This is a genomic window from Rhizobium johnstonii 3841 (genome assembly GCF_000009265.1).
In the GTDB taxonomy this organism is placed as follows: domain Bacteria; phylum Pseudomonadota; class Alphaproteobacteria; order Rhizobiales; family Rhizobiaceae; genus Rhizobium; species Rhizobium acaciae.
The window spans coordinates 634,537-652,672 of sequence record NC_008384.1 but is presented as its reverse complement, the minus strand read 5'-3'; the positions used below and the strand labels follow the sequence as shown (position 1 = coordinate 652,672).

Annotated in this window: 13 protein-coding genes; 9 read left to right on the top strand and 4 right to left on the bottom strand. The window is 63.1% G+C overall.

All coding sequences use genetic code 11. The annotated features are described in order from the left end of the window. Positions 1 to 18: 18 nt before the first annotated feature. On the bottom strand, positions 19 to 855 hold the full coding sequence (locus RL_RS32790; RefSeq protein ID WP_011655324.1) for an amidohydrolase family protein: 837 nt from the start codon (positions 853 to 855) through the stop codon (positions 19 to 21). A 72-nt stretch (positions 856 to 927) separates the two neighbouring features. Further along, entirely contained in the window at positions 928 to 1,713 is a 786-nt protein-coding gene (locus RL_RS32785; protein ID WP_011655323.1) for an IclR family transcriptional regulator, read from the bottom strand. A gap of 454 nt (positions 1,714 to 2,167) precedes the next feature. Here RL_RS32785 and RL_RS32780 point away from each other — a divergent pair, with 454 nt between their 5' ends. The 3 genes from RL_RS32780 (at position 2,168) to RL_RS32770 (ending at position 7,112) form a co-directional block, all read left to right on the top strand. Next, the gene (locus tag RL_RS32780; RefSeq protein WP_026160307.1) at positions 2,168 to 2,902 is read left to right on the top strand and encodes an SDR family oxidoreductase; all 735 of its coding nucleotides are present in this window, start codon (positions 2,168 to 2,170) and stop codon (positions 2,900 to 2,902) included. A 108-nt stretch (positions 2,903 to 3,010) separates the two neighbouring features. Continuing rightward, complete coding sequence (locus RL_RS32775; protein WP_011655321.1) at positions 3,011 to 4,288, top strand: L-fuconate dehydratase; 1,278 nt, start codon at positions 3,011 to 3,013, stop codon at positions 4,286 to 4,288. Positions 4,289 to 4,532: 244 nt separating this feature from the next. Then, positions 4,533 to 7,112 carry a caspase family protein gene (locus RL_RS32770; RefSeq protein ID WP_011655320.1) on the top strand — a complete coding sequence of 860 codons (2,580 nt, stop codon included), beginning with the start codon at positions 4,533 to 4,535 and terminating at the stop codon, positions 7,110 to 7,112. Between the two features lie 20 nt (positions 7,113 to 7,132). Here RL_RS32770 and RL_RS40040 read toward each other — a convergent pair whose 3' ends face one another. Further along, positions 7,133 to 7,483, bottom strand: a complete 351-nt coding sequence (locus RL_RS40040; protein WP_086935624.1) for a hypothetical protein — start codon at positions 7,481 to 7,483, stop codon at positions 7,133 to 7,135. Here RL_RS40040 and RL_RS32760 point away from each other — a divergent pair. Then, positions 7,475 to 8,692, top strand: coding sequence for a methyltransferase family protein (locus tag RL_RS32760; protein WP_011655319.1), 1,218 nt, complete (start codon positions 7,475 to 7,477; stop codon positions 8,690 to 8,692). The two genes, RL_RS40040 and RL_RS32760, sit on opposite strands and share 9 nt — an antisense overlap. A gap of 106 nt (positions 8,693 to 8,798) precedes the next feature. On the opposite strand, the gene RL_RS32755 is transcribed toward RL_RS32760, so the two are convergent. Beyond that, positions 8,799 to 10,409 carry a hypothetical protein gene (locus RL_RS32755; protein WP_041936942.1) on the bottom strand — a complete coding sequence of 537 codons (1,611 nt, stop codon included), beginning with the start codon at positions 10,407 to 10,409 and terminating at the stop codon, positions 8,799 to 8,801. Positions 10,410 to 10,558: 149 nt separating this feature from the next. Between RL_RS32755 and RL_RS32750 the strand changes: the two genes are divergently transcribed. The 5 genes from RL_RS32750 (at position 10,559) to RL_RS32725 (ending at position 18,128) form a co-directional block, all read left to right on the top strand. Further along, complete coding sequence (locus RL_RS32750; protein ID WP_011655317.1) at positions 10,559 to 11,149, top strand: hypothetical protein; 591 nt, start codon at positions 10,559 to 10,561, stop codon at positions 11,147 to 11,149. 292 nt (positions 11,150 to 11,441) lie between these two features. Then, on the top strand, positions 11,442 to 11,819 hold the full coding sequence (locus tag RL_RS32740) for a hypothetical protein (protein WP_041936972.1): 378 nt from the start codon (positions 11,442 to 11,444) through the stop codon (positions 11,817 to 11,819). A gap of 210 nt (positions 11,820 to 12,029) precedes the next feature. Beyond that, positions 12,030 to 13,979, top strand: coding sequence for a DUF4384 domain-containing protein (locus RL_RS32735; protein ID WP_011655314.1), 1,950 nt, complete (start codon positions 12,030 to 12,032; stop codon positions 13,977 to 13,979). 22 nt (positions 13,980 to 14,001) lie between these two features. Further along, entirely contained in the window at positions 14,002 to 15,618 is a 1,617-nt protein-coding gene (locus RL_RS32730) for a caspase family protein (RefSeq protein ID WP_011655313.1), read from the top strand. Further along, on the top strand, positions 15,615 to 18,128 hold the full coding sequence (locus RL_RS32725; RefSeq protein ID WP_011655312.1) for a trypsin-like serine protease: 2,514 nt from the start codon (positions 15,615 to 15,617) through the stop codon (positions 18,126 to 18,128). The genes RL_RS32730 and RL_RS32725 overlap by 4 nt, the downstream gene beginning before the upstream one ends. Positions 18,129 to 18,136: the final 8 nt, after the last annotated feature.

The following is an 18,136-nucleotide window of genomic DNA, read 5'->3' as shown; positions in this document are numbered from 1 at the left end:
TCGCTTTATTTTGTGACGTCAGAGCGACCAGAGGCGCTGTGCGTTAGCGAAAAGCAACTTGGAACGCTCCGCCTCGCTCACGCCAAAAAGCATCGCATGGGTCGCCGCAACCCAGGTAGAGAGGCCGCCACCGAGCGTGCAAACCGGCCAGTCGCTGCCCCAGACGACGCGGTCCCAGCCGAAACTTGCGGTCACATGTTCGATATAGGGCTGCAGCGTTTGCGCCGTCCATGTCTTCGCATCGGTATAGGCGACGACGCCGGAGATCTTGCAGACGACGTTCGGCCGCCGGGCAATCTCCGATATGCCGGCCTTCCAGGGCTCAAAGGCATCCGAGCGGATATCCGGCACGCCGCAATGGTCGAGCACGAACTGCACGTCGGGCGCTAGATCGGCGAGGGCGGTCACACGGTCCGCCTGATGCGGCAAGGTGCAAAGGTCGAAGGTCAGGCCGCTGCCGCTGATGCGCCTGATGTTTTCGCGGAAAAGGGCGCCTTCGGAAACATCATCGGGCACGACATGCAGCACGCGGCGGAACCCCTTGACGAAGGGATCGGCCTTTTGCCGCTCGAGATAGGCGGCAAAGCCTTGCTCTTCCGGCCGGCAGGAGACAATGGCGCCGGCAATCAGACTGCCTTCCTTCTTGGCGATGCTGGCGACGTGATCGGTCTCGGCCTGCATCGCGGCGGGATCGACGTCGACCTCCATATGCAGCACCGTGGTGATGCCGCAGCGCCGGGCCTCGGTCGCATAGGCCTCGTAGAGGAAATCATGATCGAGATCAGCCGCGCCCGAGAGCCAGGGATAGGGCAGCGCCGACCGATCGATGATATGCAGATGGGTGTCGATGAACACGCTCTTCCTCCCAGAATGGTGTCGCGAAACTATCCCTGGTGAATGGATTGTTCAAATAGAAATTCATTGGCCTCAGGCGGAGGTGACGACATCGGCGCCGGCAAGCAGCGAAAGCTGGGCCGCCGCCTTCTGCACCAGCGTGATCGCCTGGGTGATATCGGGAGCCGACGGCGCGTTGACGAGCGCGATGAAGGGGCAGGTGAGGGCGGCGATGCAGCGGCGGTCCGGCCCGAGAACGGGAGCGGAGAGATTGTAGACGCCTGAAGTCTGGGCGCTCGCCATCATCTCGTAGCCGCGCTCGCGGATCTGGTCGAGACGGTCGTAGAATTCTGGCCCGAGTTCGATCTCCGCGCGGCTGCGCACATGTTCGGAGATCATCATCTCGCGCTCCTCCTCGCTGCGGAAGGCCAGCAGCACATGCCCAGACCCGGTGTCGAACAGACTGATATGGGCGCCGATGCGGATCGAAAATCCCCAATAGTCCGGCGCCTCCTGCTGGGCGATGACGACGGCAGCACCCCGATCGAAGACGGCAAGATGATTGGCCTGGCGCGTGCGCTGCGCGAGATCGCGCATCAGCGGCGTGGCGTAAGAGGCGAGCCGGCGCACCGGTGCGTGCAGCTGCGCAAGGCCGAAGAGCTTCAGCGTCAGCGAGTAGCGGTCGCCATCCAGCCGGGTGACGTAACCGCGGCGTACCAAGCGATCGAGCATGCGGTAAAATTCGTTGGGGCTGCGGTCGAGCCGCTTGGCGATTTCGGCCTGGGTGAGGCCACTGTCGACGCCGGCGAGCAGCTCCAGGATATCGAGGCCCTTGTCGAGGGCAGGAGCGCGGTAGCGGTCGGACTCGTCGGTCTCCATTGCTTCCTCCTGTGAATATCGATCTGCATATACGCAGAACCGTAGCCGTAAAAGGAAAACTTCGCGCTTGACCCTTGGCCAATCGTCTGTTTGTCTATAAACAGACAAATCACCACTGAAGAGCATGCCGGGAGACAGGGAGGAAGACCGTGCAGCGCATAGAAATGGTCATCGGCCCTGGAGCCGGCGAAGGTCGCCGAAGTCAAGCGCCCGCATGCAGCCGATCGGCAGGATCCGGCGCTGGTCTGCCTTTGCAACAGTGGCAACTCCTCCATTTAAGACAGAGAGCCGCGCGCATCTTGCCAGAACCCGGTCGAAACGCGCAAAGAGGGCGAATGGCGGACGACGATGGACGAGGCGCTCCATCGCGACCGAGCTTCGCCAAGACAAGAAACGCACTCCATCGTCCAGCGTAGACATTCCAGAAAAGGCCCGTGATATGACAACCCCCGATTTGACAAGCAGACTTGCCGGCAAGACCGTTCTCATCACCGCCGCCGGCCAGGGCATCGGCCGGGCAACGGCGGCGGCCTTTGCCGCGATCGGCGCCAAGGTCCACGCGACCGATATCAACACCGAGGCCTTGGCGACGCTTGCCGCCGAAACCGGCGTCTCCACCCATAAGCTGAACGTGCTCGAAGAGGATGCGGTCAAGGCCCTGGTCGCCGAGATCGGCGCCGTCGACGTGCTGTTCAACTGCGCCGGTTTCGTCCATGCCGGCTCGATCCTGGAGATGACGGATTCCGATCTCGAATTCGCCTTCGACCTCAACGTCAAGGCGATGATCCGCACCATCCGCGCCGTGCTGCCGGGCATGATCGAGCGCAAGGACGGAGCGATCATCAACATGGCCTCCGTCGCCTCCAGCATCAAGGGCGTGCCGAACCGCTTCGCCTATGGCGTCACCAAGGCGGCGGTGATCGGGCTCACCAAGGCCGTCGCCGCCGATTACGTCGGTCAGGGCATCCGCTGCAACGCCATCTGCCCCGGCACGGTGGAAAGCCCGTCGCTGCAGGACCGCATGCGGGCGCAGGGCGACTACGACGCGGCGCGTGCCGCCTTCATCGCCCGCCAGCCGATGGGCCGGCTGGGCTCACCGGAAGAGATCGCCGATCTCGCCGTCTATCTCGCCGGCGCGACCTACACGTCGGGCCAGGCGATCGCCATCGACGGCGGCTGGACGATCTGATTTCAGCTGATGCGGCCGGCGCGGCAGTCTTGCCGGCCGGCCCGGCCACTGCAATCGGCCCAATATAATCGGCCCCATAATCGGTCTATGCAATCGGGAGGAACAACCATGACCCGCATCACCGACCTTCGTGTCTTCGATCTCCGCTTTCCCACGTCGCAAAGCCTGGATGGATCCGATGCAATGAATCCCGATCCGGATTATTCGGCGGCCTACGTCATTCTCGATACGGATGCGCCTGATCTTGCCGGCCACGGCCTGACCTTCACAATCGGCCGCGGTAACGACATTTGCTGCATGGCGATCGAAGCGATGCGCCACCTCGTCGTCGGCACCGACCTCACAGAAGTTCTCGCCCATCCCGGCGCCTTCTGGCGGCATCTGACCAGTGATAGCCAGCTGCGCTGGATCGGCCCGGAAAAGGGCGCCATCCACCTGGCGACGGGCGCGGTCGTCAATGCCGTCTGGGATCTGCTCGCCAAACAGGCCGGCAAGCCCGTCTGGCGGCTCGTCGCCGAGATGTCGCCGGAAGAAATCGCCGATATCGTCGATTACCGCTATCTCACCGACGTGCTGACGCGCGCCGAAGCGATCGAGATCCTGAAGCGCGCCGAGGCGGGCAAGGCGGAACGCATCGCCATCCTCGAAAAGGAAGGCTATGCCTGCTACACGACCTCGGCCGGCTGGCTGGGCTACGGCGACGAAAAGCTGCGCCGCCTCTGCCAGGAGGCGATCGATGCCGGTTTCAACCATATCAAGATGAAGGTCGGCCGCGATCTCGAAGACGATATCCGCCGCCTCAGGATCGCCCGCGAGGTGATCGGCCCCGACCGCTACCTGATGATCGACGCCAACCAGGTCTGGGACGTCGGCCAGGCGATCGACTGGGTGAAGGCGCTTTCCTTCGCCAAGCCCTTCTTCATCGAGGAACCCACAAGCCCCGATGATGTCGCCGGCCACCGCAAGATCCGCCAGGCGATCGCTCCGGTGAAGGTCGCGACCGGCGAGATGTGCCAGAACCGCATCATGTTCAAGCAGTTCATCGCCGAGGGCGCGATCGACATCGTGCAGATCGATTCCTGCCGCATGGGCGGGCTGAACGAGGTCCTCTCCGTGCTGCTGATTGCCGCCAAGTTCGACCTGCCGGTCTGGCCGCATGCCGGCGGCGTCGGCCTCTGCGAATATGTGCAGCATCTGTCGATGATCGATTACGTTGCAGTGTCAGGCACCAAGGAAGGTCGCGTCATCGAATATGTCGATCACCTGCACGAACACTTCCTCGACCCCTGCCTGATCGAGAACGCCGCCTACATGCCGCCCACCCTGCCGGGCTTCTCCATCGAGATGAAACCGGCCTCGATCAGCAACTATACGTTTCGAGGTTAAGGAAACTTCGCCGGAGATGACGTATCTAATTCCGGCCGCATGATAATTTCCTGATTTCGATAGTCTTTCCGGCCGCCGATGGGCTTCCAATCTGACGGGACTGCTCCAATTCACTTGGAGGCGGCGAAGCTTGCTTTTTAGAGCGCCGAGGAATAGTTTTGAATTGTGAATGCGGAGGGGGCCCAGCACCAGCAGGCCAGCAAATTTTATTGAACTTAGACAATAGAATGTTTGCGATCGAGCCATGCCCAAGTTTCACTGCGTCAAGAGACTGTGCGCTTATCTGCTGATCATCGCGGCAATGCTGCTATCGATCGGGACGGTACATGCAGCCACCACCGAGGAGAGCGGACGCCGCGTCGCCCTCGTCATCGGCAACTCGGTCTACAAGACGCTGCCCTCGCTTCCCAATCCTGCCAATGATGTCGAAGAGGTCGCGACCACGTTGCGCGCGGCGGGTTTCGACGTGACGATCGGCGTCAATGTCGACCGCATCGGGCTCGAAGATACGGTGCGCCGCTTCCTGCGTTCGACCAGCAATGCCGAGGCCGGCCTCATCTACTATTCGGGCCACGGCATCCAGGTGGGCGGCCAGAATTTCATCGTGCCGGTCGATGCGACGCTGGAGACGCCCTATGACGTCGAGACGCAGACCATGCCGCTCGACCTCATCCTGAACCATCTCAAGCAGAATTCGCGGGTGCAACTGATCTTCCTCGACGCCTGCCGCAACAATCCCTTCAATGCCCAGAAATTCTGGATGGCGGAAAAACTGGAGCCGGTCGGCGCCACACGCGGGCTTGCACGCATCGACAGCGATCTCGGCAGCCTGATCGCCTTTTCGACAGAACCCGGCCAAGTGGCGCTCGATGGCACCGGCGCGCTCAGCCCCTATTCCGAATCCTTCATCAAGCGGGCGAGCGAACCCAACAAGGAAATCCGCCAGGTTCTGACCGATGTGCGCCGCGACGTGATGGCTATGACCGGCGGCAAGCAGGTCCCCTGGGAAAACTCCTCGCTGATGGACAGCTTCTATTTCATTCCCGCGCCGCCACCGCCGAGCGTCGAATCGATGCAGCAGGTGAGCGTGCCGGAGGGTGCGGCCACGACCAGATTGCCGATCGCCCCGCCGCATGACGAGACCGGCTCGGCGCTGCTCGTCACCCTCAACCAGCTTCCCAAGACCGGCAAGCTCAGCTTCGACGGCAAGCCGGTCGAGCAGGGCGCGAAGATGCCAGCCGCGGCACTGACGGCGCTGACTTATGATTCATCAGGTGTTGCCGCCGGAACCGTCGGCCTGATCGGCTATACCGTGAGCGACCCTTACGGCCAGGCAACGCAAGGTGTGGTCGCGATCACCGTGTCGGCGGATGCCGGCGCCAAGCTCGCCCAGCTCGAACAGGAAAAGCAGGTGCGGCTCGCCGATGCCACCGCTTATTTGAAAGAACTGCCGCGCGACGTGGACACGACGATCGGCGTCGGCCCTGTTGAAGCCAGCCTGCCGGTCGTGCCGGCATCGACCGCGGGGATGACCTTCAAGGTCGCGGCATTGCCCGACAAGGGCACGCTGCGTGCCGGAGATCGGGTGATCGGGCTCGGTCACGTGCTTGAAGCAGCCGATATTCCGGCCCTTTCCTACGAGCCGCAGATCGGCACGGAAAACCAGACCTTCGCCTTGACGTTGCAGGCCGCCAACGACGACCTGCCGCCGGCGACCGTCACTTTCAAGCCGATGCTCAACGCCTGCGATACATCAGCCGCAGCTCCGCTCGACCTGCAGGGCGTGACGACAGGCAAGCTGCCGAACGAGATCGTCGCCGATGAAGCACTGCCCGCCTGCATGGACGCAGTGAAGGCCTATCCCGAGGTGCCGCGCTTCGTCTATCAGCTCGGCCGTGCCCAGCTTGCCAACCGCGATACCAAAACGGCGTTCGCGACGATCAAGAAGGCAATGGATGCCGGGCATGTCCGAGCGATACAGGAACTATCAAGGCTTTACGAGTTCGGCGCCTCCGTCCCGCGCGACGCAGCCAAGGCAAGCCAGATCGCCAAGGATGGTGCGGCCAAGGGCGATCCCTTTGCCTTGCACAGCTACGGCAAGGCCCTCTACCACGGCCGCGGCACCAAGGCCGATCAGCAGCTGGGGTTGCGCCTGATGCTGCAGGCTGCCGATCTCGGCCATACCTATGCGATGAACGAGCTCGGCTATATCTTCCTGAACGGCGTCAACGTTCCGGCCGACCCCGAGCGCGGTATCCGCTTCTACGAAGCCGGCGTCCAGCGCAACGACATCTATTCGCTGAACAATCTTGCGCTCGTCTACCGTTTCGGAAAAGGCGCTCCGGAGGACCTCCCGAAAGCGCTCGATCTTTTCACGCGCGCGGCAGAAGGCGGTCAACCCCATGCTCCGACAAATCTCGGACGCATGTACCGCGACGGTATCGGCGTTGCCGCGGACAGGGCGGAAGCGGTGAAGTGGCTGGAGATGGGCGCGGAACGCGGCGATTATTGGGGTGCACTCGACCGCGCGATGCTCGCGAAGGAAGAGGGTGCGGACGCTGACAGCCTTGCCATCGCGGCGCGTTATTTCGCGCTGGCGACCGCCATCAACATGCCGGGCAGCGGCGATCCGAAGAACCAGGCGCTGGCGGAACTCAAGAGGATGCCTGGCGCTGCGAAGAAAAAAGCGGAGGCCGCCTTTGCCGCCGAGCTGACCGCTCAGGAAAAAAAGACAATTTCGAAGACCAAGTCGCTCGATGACAGGCTCGTCAAGCTCGCCAAGGCGACCTGGGTAAAGCGAAATCCGAGGTACGATCTCTTCTGAAACGGCGGTCTGGGGGCGCCCTACATGAACAGTAAGATAATCATCCGTGGCCTATTGTGCTCGACATTCATCGCAGGGTCCGGTGCAATCCTGCAGAGCTGCATCTTCGATCCTGGCGCCAGGACGCTGTTTGCCAGCGAAGAGCCCGCGGCCAGGAGCGCCACGCCGACCAGGAAAACCACGCCCAACGTTAGAAAAGTGGCCGCACAACCGGCTTTCGCCCGCTCAGAGAACAGTTCCAGTGGGAATTCCGGCGGCAGTGGCTCTGGCGGCGGCATGGGCGGTGGCTCTAGCTCTGGCGGATCGTCGAGCTCCGGAAACTCTTCGAGCGGCGGTCCTTCCTGGTAAAGGCAGGATCCTTCATGATCCAAGCTGCGACGTTCATCGGAGCAGCAATGGGCATCGCACTCTCCACGTATCTCCGGCTTGAGTCCGGCATGGCGATGGCCCTTGCGTTGTTCTGCCTTCTCCTGACATGGACTGTCGTCGAGGGCACACCGGCCGCTCGTCGGACCTGGGCATCGCGAGAAAGGCGGAACGAGGCTTCCGCTACTTTCTGGCGGCGCATCGGAACGAAGCTTGTCGGCCTTGCCGCGCTGCTTGGCGTGGTCGTCATCGCCTGCTCGGTCTTTCCGTTTTTCACGCACTCGTCGGCGGTCCGATGGATCATCGAGGCTGGCCACACCACTATTCCCATTTCCATCGCACTAGCCGGCGCCACCATTCTCTACGTCGCGGTCACCGATCTGATCGCGGAGGAGCCCGACGATTATCTAAACCAGGTCGGGCGCGCGGTGTTGATGCAGGATTTTCGCGAGGAGGACGTGCTGTTCGCATTGCGCCTGCTCGCGATCAAGTGCTTCTTTCTCGTCCTGATGTTCTCGGGCGGTATGGCAGCTCTTTCCGATCTTGCCGACAAACCGGCCTGGGCATTTCCTCCGCTCTCGGCGGCCTGGTTCGAAGGCCTGTTGCGGCTTGCCTTTCTTCTCGACATGGTGCTTGCCACCGGCGGTTATATCGCCACCTTCAAGCTTTTCGGATGGCATGTCAGGGCAACGGAGACGACGGCACTCGGCTGGCTCGTCTGCCTCATATGTTATGAGCCGTTCTTCCCTGCGATCTCGCATGCCTTCGTGCCCTATGGCGAGGGACCGGGCTGGGAGACCGTGATCCGGGAAGGCTCGGCCGTCTTCATCCTCTGGAGCGTCGCGACGCTGTTCTTCACCATCATCTATGTCTGGGCGACCGTCGCTTTCGGGCCGCGATTTTCAAATCTCACGCATCGCGGCATCATCACATCAGGGCCCTATCGCTTCATGAAGCATCCGGCCTATGTCTCGAAGAACATCGCCTGGTGGCTGGTTGCGATCCCAGGCTTCCTCGCCAGCGGCCTTGCGGAAGGGCTTGCCCGGGCCGGCATGCTGGCGATCGTCAGTCTTATCTACGTCATGCGCGCCCGCGCCGAAGAACGCATGCTGAGCCGGGATCCTGCCTATCGGGATTATGCCGAGCGCGTCGCGGCGCAGGGGCTTCTGGCGATGGCGAAGCGGCGGCTGACATCTACAGCGCCGCGCGTCTGAAAAGACGCGCAAAGGACGCTGTAACACTTTGAATTGCTGCATAATTCCTTAAATCGATCCCGATTTAAGGAATTATGCAGTGGGCCGGCGGCGTGACTCCCACCGTTCAGCCGTCGAGCCCCTTGAAGCGCACCGGCTGGTAGCCGCGCATCAACAGGCTGCCGAGCGAATAGGTATTGCGGCAGACGCGGCCCTTGCAGGCATTCGGCGATGCCTCCATCACCTCCACCTTCTTGTCGGCCGTGAAGCGCATGAACAACAGCACATGCGAGCCCGGCTTGTTCAACGCGTCGCCCGGCCGCATCGACCAGGGGTCTGAGAGGCGCTTGGTGATCCCGGGGATGGCGCGCGTCGAAACGTGCATCTTCAGGCCCCAGGCGTCGCTGACGAAACCGGAGCAGTCGACGCCGAGAATGTTGGATTGCGGCGCGCTCTTGGTGCAGACGTTGCCGGCAGTCTGGCCCTTTTCCACACCGCCGACGAAATTTTCGAGCGGCGTCTTGCAGCCCCAGCAGTAGGGAACACCCTTGACCGTCTGGCCGCGCTTGCCGATCAGGTAGATCGGACGGCGCAGCCGGTTCATGTTGACGCAGCCCGGTCCGGGATCCTTGCCATAGGCGGTTGATGTCACCATCCAGTTCAGCGTCTCGAAGCCGATTGCCCGCTCGATGACGTCGCTGCGCGATTTCGGCACGATCGCCACCTTCGGCGTCTTGCCGGGCTTGCCTGCAGTCGGCTGCTTGGTGGGCCTGATAACGGCAAGCTTGCGGCCGGGCTCCCGGCCGTCGAGCCGCAGAACCTGCGCCCGGCTTTCCTGCGAGCGGAGATAGAGCACGTCGCCGCGCGGGCCGATCGCCACGAAGCGCCTGGAAAATACCGTGCCCGGTTCGATCGGCAGATCGTAGACCCGATCCATCGCCCCGTTCGGCGTGAAGCGCACCACCAGCATGCCGGTGCGCTCGGGCCGGTCGGCGGGCACAAGCTCGACCAGCGCATAGGGCCTGCCTGTCGTGTCGATGTCGAGAAGTTCGACGGTGCCGATCCGCCCTTCCGAGGCGAGCTGCAGCGAAAGGAAATTCTCCTCCGAGCTGCTGCGCCGCAGCAGGATCTCCGCCTTGTCGTTTGCGGCCGCCGAGACCTCGGCAACGATATCGCCGAGCCCGCGGCTCGGCACGTATTGAATGACCGGCGGGCGGGCCTCGGGCCGGCTGGTGCTGCGGCCGATCTCGTCGATGATGCTGTTCAGCGGTCCCGGCGATACCGAGCCCATGGAGGCGAAGACCGAGCGGGTGTAGTCGTCGGCGTCAGCGCCGCCGTCGACGGCGCGCAGCGTCTGCGACCGGCCGTCGGCATCGGTTGAGCGCTCGAGCGGCACGACGCCGTCGGACCAGAGGTAGAGTTCGTTGTGAACGACGGCGAGATCCTCCGGCGTGGCATTTTCCGGCAGCGGCAGGATCTCAGGCTCGGCCTGCGAACGTTCGGCGTCGACGGCAAGCACGCGGCCGTTGTTCTGGTCGAGGATGTAGATGGTGCCGTCGTCGCCAACGGTGATCGCCGCCGGCCCGGATGCCTCCGCTTCCTCGTTGGAGGAGATGATGCCGACCGAACGCGCGCCGTCGCCGCCGCGAAGCTCGATGATCGTCGTATCTTTGGCGAAAACCGGCGAGGCGACCGCAAGTGCCGCGGCAAACAAGATATGCGACCCAAAACTACGCATTGCCTCGACCCCCAAGGACCGTCACGTCTTTAAAAATGGTAGGCTAGATATGACTTCTCAGCAAGCCGTTGCTTTCCAAACGATTTGGAGATCTGCGCCGGCGATAGTACAAGATCATCGTCTCGAAGATTTGTCGGCAGGAAATGCTTATGCTCGAATGGAACGGTGACGAATTGGCGCTCGACATAAGCTTGCTGGAGCAGGTTCGCGCGGCGAGAATAGGTTTCTCAGACCGCGTCTGCGCCGCCTCGGCCAGCAAGGACGACAAGCATCTGGCGCAGCTGCGTTCGGAGCCGACCTATCTGATGGCCGAGTTCCTCTATTCGATGAAGGTCTTCGGCATCAGCACCGCCGAGGATATCGAACGCTTCGCCGATCTGCACAATGATTACGTCGTTTCGCTCACCCGCGATTCGGCCAAGCTGCAGCGCCTGGGGCTCTCGCAGGATCGTGCGCTCGCCTCGATGTTCACCGCCGACACCAAGCCGCGGCTGATCCAGAACTGGGCTGATAAATCAGGCGCGATCGACCAGTCCAATCTCGCCCGTTTCCTTGTCGCGGTGATGTCGAGCGAGACTTGCCGCAAGACGCTGATCGATTTCGAGACGGCAGGCTTCATGCAGCGCAAGCGCTCGCCCTACGGCACCATGGTCGTCTGGTCGACCGGAATGATCGAGGAGATCTTCGGCGAGATGCTGCGCGATCTGCGCCTTAGCCTGCAGCAATTGAAGATCCTCTGATGCATGTCGCCCGGAAGTGTGCGGCGGGGGTCAACGACATGCATGAAACAAAGAGCGAAAGCGCCGCTGCCAGCCGATTTCAACCCTCCCAATCGATTGGCACCGAGCGCCGTTGCCTTCCTTCCGGCCTCTCCCTATTCTCGGGGCGCTTATGCATGTCGCCCGGAAGGGTGCAGCAGTTCCGGGGCAACGACATGCATAAAAACAAAGAGCGAAAGCACGTCGCATGAATCAAGTTTAATGCGACGTGCTTTTGTCGCGCAGTGGCGCCAATAAGACGGATGTGACGACGATGACGAAATCCTGGCTCATGACCTTGTCGATCGGCCTTCTGCTGGCGCTGCAGATACCTGAGATCGCGCATTCCGGCCCGGCTGAGGATGCGCTCGCGGCGCGAAACCCCTCGCTTGCGGCGCTGCGCCAGCATGACGAAAAGGCCTTTGCCGCGGCGACTGCGATCATCGCCGAACACGAACGCGCCAAGGGGTTGACGCCCGGCGAGGCGAAGCTGCCCGATGCGACCTCGCCCGGCCGCGACATGGGCTCAGGCCCCGGCAAGGAATTCACGGTCGACAATCCGGATATTCTCTGGCTCTACAATTCCTCGCCCGAGGGAATGAGCGACCTGATCTCGATTTTGAAATCAGCCGGACAGAAACCCAAGAACTAACCGCCTCCTCGCAGTTGAACGGACTATAACAGGCCACGGTTATTCCAGAGCGTGAGTCTTGCTCACGTCTTTGCCTTGGCGGATTCTTCCAGGCTCCAAATAATTTGTAACCCTCCCTCAAGCAAGACAGGCGAAACCATCCCAATTTCGCCAGTCAGTGCTATTCTCATCTTCAACACAGTGTGAGATGTTCGAAGAGGAGGTTTTTCAATGCCGAACCGCAAAGCCATCCTGGCTGCAGCCACCTTTCTTTCGTTCTTTTCGGTGGTTCCCGCCGTCGAGGCGCAGAACGAACGCACGTTGACCGAAGCGCCGGCGCAGACCGGGCCTGTCACCATCACCTTCGATCGCGCTGAAGCCAAATACGCCATCGGCGAAGTTGTCGGCCTCTTCATCCAGTCGACCGAGAACGCCTATGTCACGGTGCTGAACGTCTCGCCGAACGGCGCGGTCGTGAAGCTTTTCCCGAACAAGTACCAGACCGACGCCCTTGTCGGCGCCGGAAAGCGCGTGCAGGTGCCGGATCCGGCAAGCGGCGCCAAGCTGCAGGTTTCTGGCCCGGTCGGCCAGGAGCAGATCAAAGTCTTCTATTCCTCCAAGCCGCTCAACATCTTCGCCGATCTCGGCGGCAGTGGCGGCGGCATGTTCCGCTCGATCGACGGCGGCATGGATGCCGTTTCCCGCAGCCTTGAAGAAGCTCGCAGCCTGGGCACCAAGATCAGCAGCAAGACGCTGATGCTGACGACGGTCGATAGTCCGGCTGCCATCCCGCCCGTCGCAGCCGCCCCCGCAGCGAAACCGGTCGAGCAGGCTGCAAAGCCGCCCGTTGCGCCGAAACCTGCGGCCGCTCCGAAGCCGAAGCAGGTAACGAAACAGGAAGTCGCCAAGAAGCCGGAAACGGTCGTGGAAAAACCCAAGCCGGCTGCCCCGAAAAAGGTCGCGCCGAAGCCTGTCGAGCAGGCAACACAACAGCCGCCGAAGAAATACAAGATCGTCACCAACCTGGCGCCCGGCCAGGAGCTTGCCGCCGACGAACTGGAGCTGATCGGTCCGGCCGACACCACCTCATCCACCCGGCCGACCCAATATAAGCAGCCGACGCAGTACAAGCAGCCGAGCCAGTCTTCGCAGACGAAGATGCCGAAACTGCCGATGCCGCAGATCAAGATGCCGCAGTTCAAGCTTCCCGGCGGCTTCAGCATCAAGATGCCGCAGCTAAACCTCGGCCGTTCGGCCGAACCTGCCCAGGCCGGCGAAGAGATCGAGGTAGCGAACGCCGATACGCCTGTTTGCACAGCCCTTCTCGACAAGCTGAACACCGCCGTCGCCGCCAAGGATATCGGTGCTGCCGCGGCTGAGGCCGATGCAATCGCCGTCAGCGCCGATTGCGGCCAGTTCCAGGTGAACGCCCAGCGCCGCGTCGCCGCCCTCAGGCTTTCCGCAGCCCAGGAGATGATGGCCGCCAACCAGCCGGTCGCCGATTACGAGCCGCTGCTTGTCGCCGCCGACAGCCCGCAGGTGCTCTGGCAGGCCTCCGCCACACTTGGCGAGATCTATTTCTCCGCGCGCCGCTTCGCCGATGCCGCCGCCGATTACCAGCAGGCGATCGAGATCATCAAGAACGAGACCCGCACGCCGAAGGCACCGCCCGCCGAGACGATCTCCGACCTCATCCAGCGCGCCGCCCAGGCCCGCATCCTTGCCGCCAACCCGACCAGCGACAATCCTGAAGGCAGCTTCGTGCCGGCCGAGAAGGATCACCGCAGCGGCGTGCTCGGCGGCATCTATTCCGAGAATGTGCGCGGCATCGTGCCGGTCTCCATTCCGGTTCCGATCACCTTCGATTTCAACAAGTCGAGCTTCACCTCGATCGGCACCGAAGCCGCCCAGGAATTGCTGGAGGCGCTGAAGGAGCAGAAGCCCGGCCGCATCATCCTCGTCGGCCATACCGACCGGCGCGGCGGCGACGACTATAATCAGAAGCTTTCTGAACGCCGTGCCCAGGCCGTCGCCGACTTCCTGAAGAGCAACGGCCTCGACGCGACAATCGACGCCGAAGGCCGCGGAGCTTCCGAGCCGGTGGACGTCACGGCAACCGCAAACCTCACCGAAGACGATGTCGATGCGCTGAACCGCCGCGTCGAATGGCGCCGCGAATAGGCCGGGCGAGGGGGAACTGGCCATGACCGCATTCGTTTCCATGGCCGCAGCACTTGCCCTCCTCACCATGGCGGCCACCGACAGCCTGGCAAAGGTGATCGAGGCGCCCGAGCGTGGTGCGGTCAGGGCCGTGCTGATCGGCATCGACCTCTACCGCAATGTTCCGCCGCTGCACGGCGCCGTCGCCGACGCAGACGACCTTTCGCTTTCGCTGCGCTCGGTCGGCGTCGAGGACATGACGCTCTTGAAGAATGGCGCTGCCGACCGCGAGGGCATCTTCCATGCGATCGAGGCCGTGACTGAACGGGCAGGGCGTGGCGACCTGATCGTGCTCGGCATCGCCGGTCATGGGTCGAGCGAGCCCGAGCGTGTCAAGGGTTCCAAACCGAGCGGCCGCGACGAGGTCTATATCCTTGCAGGCTTCGACACACGGCTGCCGGGATCGCGCGAGCGCATCTTCGGCGACGAATTCAAGACGCTGATCCGCAAGCTCGAGGGCAAGGGCGCCGATGTCGTCTTCATCGCCGATACCTGCCATGCCGGCGGCATGACCCGCGACGTCGATCCGCGCGGCGCCGAGATCACCTGGCGTCAGGCGCCTTCCTATACGATAGAGGAGGACGATCTCGCGCCGATTTCGACCACGGCGGATGCGCTGTCCACCGGCTTCGATTTCAAGCGGCTGACCTTTCTCGCCGCCGTCGACGAAAACACCAAGTCGCCCGAGATATCAATTCCCGGCATTCCGCAGAAACGCGGCGCCCTGAGTTATGCCACCGCCCGCGCCTTCGAAGGGGCGGCGGACCGGAACGGCGACGGCGCCGTCAGCCGCCGCGAACTGTTCGAATATGTGCGCCAGGCAGTCTATCAGTTCACCAACCAGCGGCAGAACATCTTTACCGAAAGCCCGCCTGGAACCGATCTCGATCGTGCGGTCGTCTATCATTACGAAGGGGCGGGGGCCCAGGCGGCGGCGGAGAAATCAAACACTCCGCTGCTCGCCGAGCCCGCGCCGATCAGCATTGCCGCCCTCGGCTCCGAGCCGGTGCTGCAGGGGATCGACCCCGCCGTCACGCCGTTCAAGCTGGCGGAGGGTGCTGATGCCGAGCTCGTCTTCGATCCCGAAAAACACGAGGCGATTGCCGGCGGCGATGTCGTCGCCTCCGGCGTCGGCGCCGGCGACATGCCTTTCGTCGTCGACCGGATGGCCGCGCTCGATGCGCTGAAGCGGCTCTCCGAGACCAACCCGCAGACCGTGCGCGTGACGCCTTCCGACACCGTCCATCGCGAAGGTGAGCGCGTCGGCGTCACGGTTTCGGATCTATCAGGCCGCAAGCTCGTGCTCTTCGACGTCACCGGCGATGGAACCGTACAGTTCCTCTATCCCAACGAAAAGGAGGTCGATGCCGCGATGTCTCAGACCTTCGATCTCGATCTTTCCGTCGTCGCACCTTTCGGCACGGACCTGCTCGTCGCCGTCACCTCCGAAACCCCGATGCCCGAACTTATTGAATTCCTGAAGCAGAACGACAGGCGCCGCACCGCCGGCAATATCGCCAAGCGCCTCGGCGAATTCCTGCCCGAGGGCGCGCGTGTCGGATTTACGGTCCTCTATACCTCCGCCGGAGCCAAGCTATGAGCACGTCGATCAGCAGGATCCTCAATATTGCGTCCGTCATGCTGCTGCTCGCCTCTCCGGCTCTTGCGCAGCAGGACACGGATTTCGCCGGCGAAGATGGCGGGCGTGTCATCGGCGGCCAGGCGGCCAAGAAGGGCGAATGGCCCTGGCAGGTGAAGATCCTGGCGCCCGATCCCGAACAGCGCGGCCGCTTCGGCGGCCATTGCGGCGGCTCGCTGATCTCGCCGCGCTGGATATTGACGGCCGCCCATTGCGTCACCAGCGGCCGCTCCGGCAAGCAGGATCTCTTCGCCCGGGACCTGCTGATCGTCGAGGGCAAGTCGAAGATCGACAAGGTGATCGCGGTCGATGGGCCCGACAAGCCGGGCCTTGCCGTGGAAGAGGTGATCATTCACGAAGATTTCGACCGCAAGGTCTTCGCCAACGACATCGCCCTCATCAAGCTGAGCGAGCCGGCTAAATCGAAGCCGGCGATCCTTGCCTCGGCCTCCGATGACGAGGTGGAGGCCGCTGGCCACCCGGCCGTCGTCACCGGCTGGGGCTACACCAAGGCCGATCACGGCTGGGACGACAAATACCTGCCGACCGAGCTGCAGGAAGTGGAATTGCCGATCGTTCCGCGTGAGGATTGCCGCGCCGCCTACCGCGACAGCTCGATGCGCATGAACCCGATCGACGAGCGCAATGTCTGCGCCGGCTACGCCGAGGGCGGCAAGGATGCCTGCCAGGGCGACAGCGGCGGGCCGCTCGTCGCCCAGCGTCCCGACAAGCGCTGGATCCAGCTCGGCATCGTCAGCTGGGGTGCTGGCTGCGCCGAGGCCGAACATTACGGCGTCTATACCCGTGTTGCCGCCTTCCGCGACTGGATCGCCGCAAAGACCGACGGCGACGTGCCGAATGTTGAAGGGCCTGCGGCCGACGATCAGGTCGCGTCCACTACGACCAGTGGCGAGACGAAGCAGAGGAAGTCCGGACAGGAAGAGGCAAATCTCGCCATCACCACCCCGCCCGCCGGCGATGCAGCACCATCAGGCACGACCGAAACGCCTGCTGCCGACACGCCGGCTAACCAGCCCGCCGCCGACGAACCCGCCGTTCAGCCGCCCGTCGTCCAGACGCCGGTGATCGAAAGCTCGCCCGGCGACCGCGCGCTGCTGATCGGCATCGACGACTACGAGATGCGCGAGGCGAAGCTGACCGGTTCCGCCACCGACGTGAAAGCGATGCAGGTCTTCCTCGCCAAGACCCTTGCCTACCGCCCGGAACAGATCCACACGCTGACCAACCGCAAGGCGACCCGCGAGGCGATCCTGGCCGAGATCGACGACTGGCTGGTGCGCCAATCGACGCCCGGAAGCCGGGTCTTCCTTTATTTCAGCGGCCAGGGCTCGGAAGAAATGGGTGCGGAGGCAACGACCAGCCCGACGCTGGTTGCAGTCGATGCCAAGCTGGTGCGCGAGGGCGGCAAGGTGACGGTCACCAACCAGATCCGCGAAACAGAGATCGCCGCACGGCTGAACAGCCTCAAGGACCGCCGCGTGACGCTGCTGATCGATGCCTGCCATGTCGGGCCCGGCAGCCGCAGCGCGGTGGCCGCACCCTCCGGCACAGTGCGTTGCCTCGGCCCGGCGCTGGCAGCGCTCGAACCGCCGAACAAATCGGGCAAGGAAGCGAAATTCTCCTTCGGCGGCGAAAACGCCATGGTCTGGTCGGCCGTCAACGCGGGGCAGTGGGCGCTCGTCGACCGCGAGGCCAAGCCGGCGCTCGGCGTCTTCACCCGCCACTTCATCGAAGGCGTGCAGGATGGCGTGGCGCGCGCGGCCGACAAGCCGAATGTCAGCAATGCCGCTTTGCTCGATTACGTCCGGCGCAAATCGGACGAATATTGCCGGACGCATGCGGGAGACTGCCGCTTTACGCCGGTGCCGCAATTTTATGGCCAGCCGGATGCGCTCGGCCGGGATGTGATTACCGGCGAGGAGGCGAAGACGGCGGTCGCCGCCGTCGAGAACACGCTGAAGAGCGATAACGAGGCGGGCGTCGCCGTCGACGTGCTGCCCGGCACCGCGGTCAGCATCGGCGACAAGGTGGCGATGCGTGTCTCCACCAAAAAGTCCGGTTACCTGATCCTGGTCGATATCGACGCCTCCGGCAAGCTGACGCAGCTTTACCCGAACAAGCGCTCGATGGGGCTGAAGCCGACAGCCAAAAGCGGCGACAACCGGCTCGATCCGGCCCGGCCGGTCGTCGTGCCCGATGCGCGCAATCCCTATACCGGCTTCGAATATGTGGTGGAGGGGCCGGCCGGCGTCGGCATGGTCGTTGCCATCCTCAGTGACAAGCCGATCGAAGTGCTCGACCTGCCCGATGTGCCGACGCCGCTCGTCGGCCAGCGCGCCGCCTTCAACTATGTCTACGATCTCGCCCGAAGCCTCAGGATCGTCGGCGACGACGAGACCGGCGCCCAAGGCAAATGGTCGTTCGATTCCAAATTCTATCGCATCCGCTGAACAGGAGC

Coding starts and splice junctions, on each gene's coding strand:
- RL_RS32785 (WP_011655323.1), bottom strand. CDS start 1,713: ATGGAGACCGACGAGTCCGACCGCTACCGCGCTCCTGCCCTCGACAAG.
- RL_RS32775 (WP_011655321.1), top strand. CDS start 3,011: ATGACCCGCATCACCGACCTTCGTGTCTTCGATCTCCGCTTTCCCACG.
- RL_RS32770 (WP_011655320.1), top strand. CDS start 4,533: ATGCCCAAGTTTCACTGCGTCAAGAGACTGTGCGCTTATCTGCTGATC.
- RL_RS32760 (WP_011655319.1), top strand. CDS start 7,475: ATGATCCAAGCTGCGACGTTCATCGGAGCAGCAATGGGCATCGCACTC.
- RL_RS32755 (WP_041936942.1), bottom strand. CDS start 10,409: ATGCGTAGTTTTGGGTCGCATATCTTGTTTGCCGCGGCACTTGCGGTC.
- RL_RS32750 (WP_011655317.1), top strand. CDS start 10,559: ATGCTCGAATGGAACGGTGACGAATTGGCGCTCGACATAAGCTTGCTG.
- RL_RS32740 (WP_041936972.1), top strand. CDS start 11,442: ATGACGAAATCCTGGCTCATGACCTTGTCGATCGGCCTTCTGCTGGCG.
- RL_RS32735 (WP_011655314.1), top strand. CDS start 12,030: ATGCCGAACCGCAAAGCCATCCTGGCTGCAGCCACCTTTCTTTCGTTC.
- RL_RS32730 (WP_011655313.1), top strand. CDS start 14,002: ATGACCGCATTCGTTTCCATGGCCGCAGCACTTGCCCTCCTCACCATG.
- RL_RS32725 (WP_011655312.1), top strand. CDS start 15,615: ATGAGCACGTCGATCAGCAGGATCCTCAATATTGCGTCCGTCATGCTG.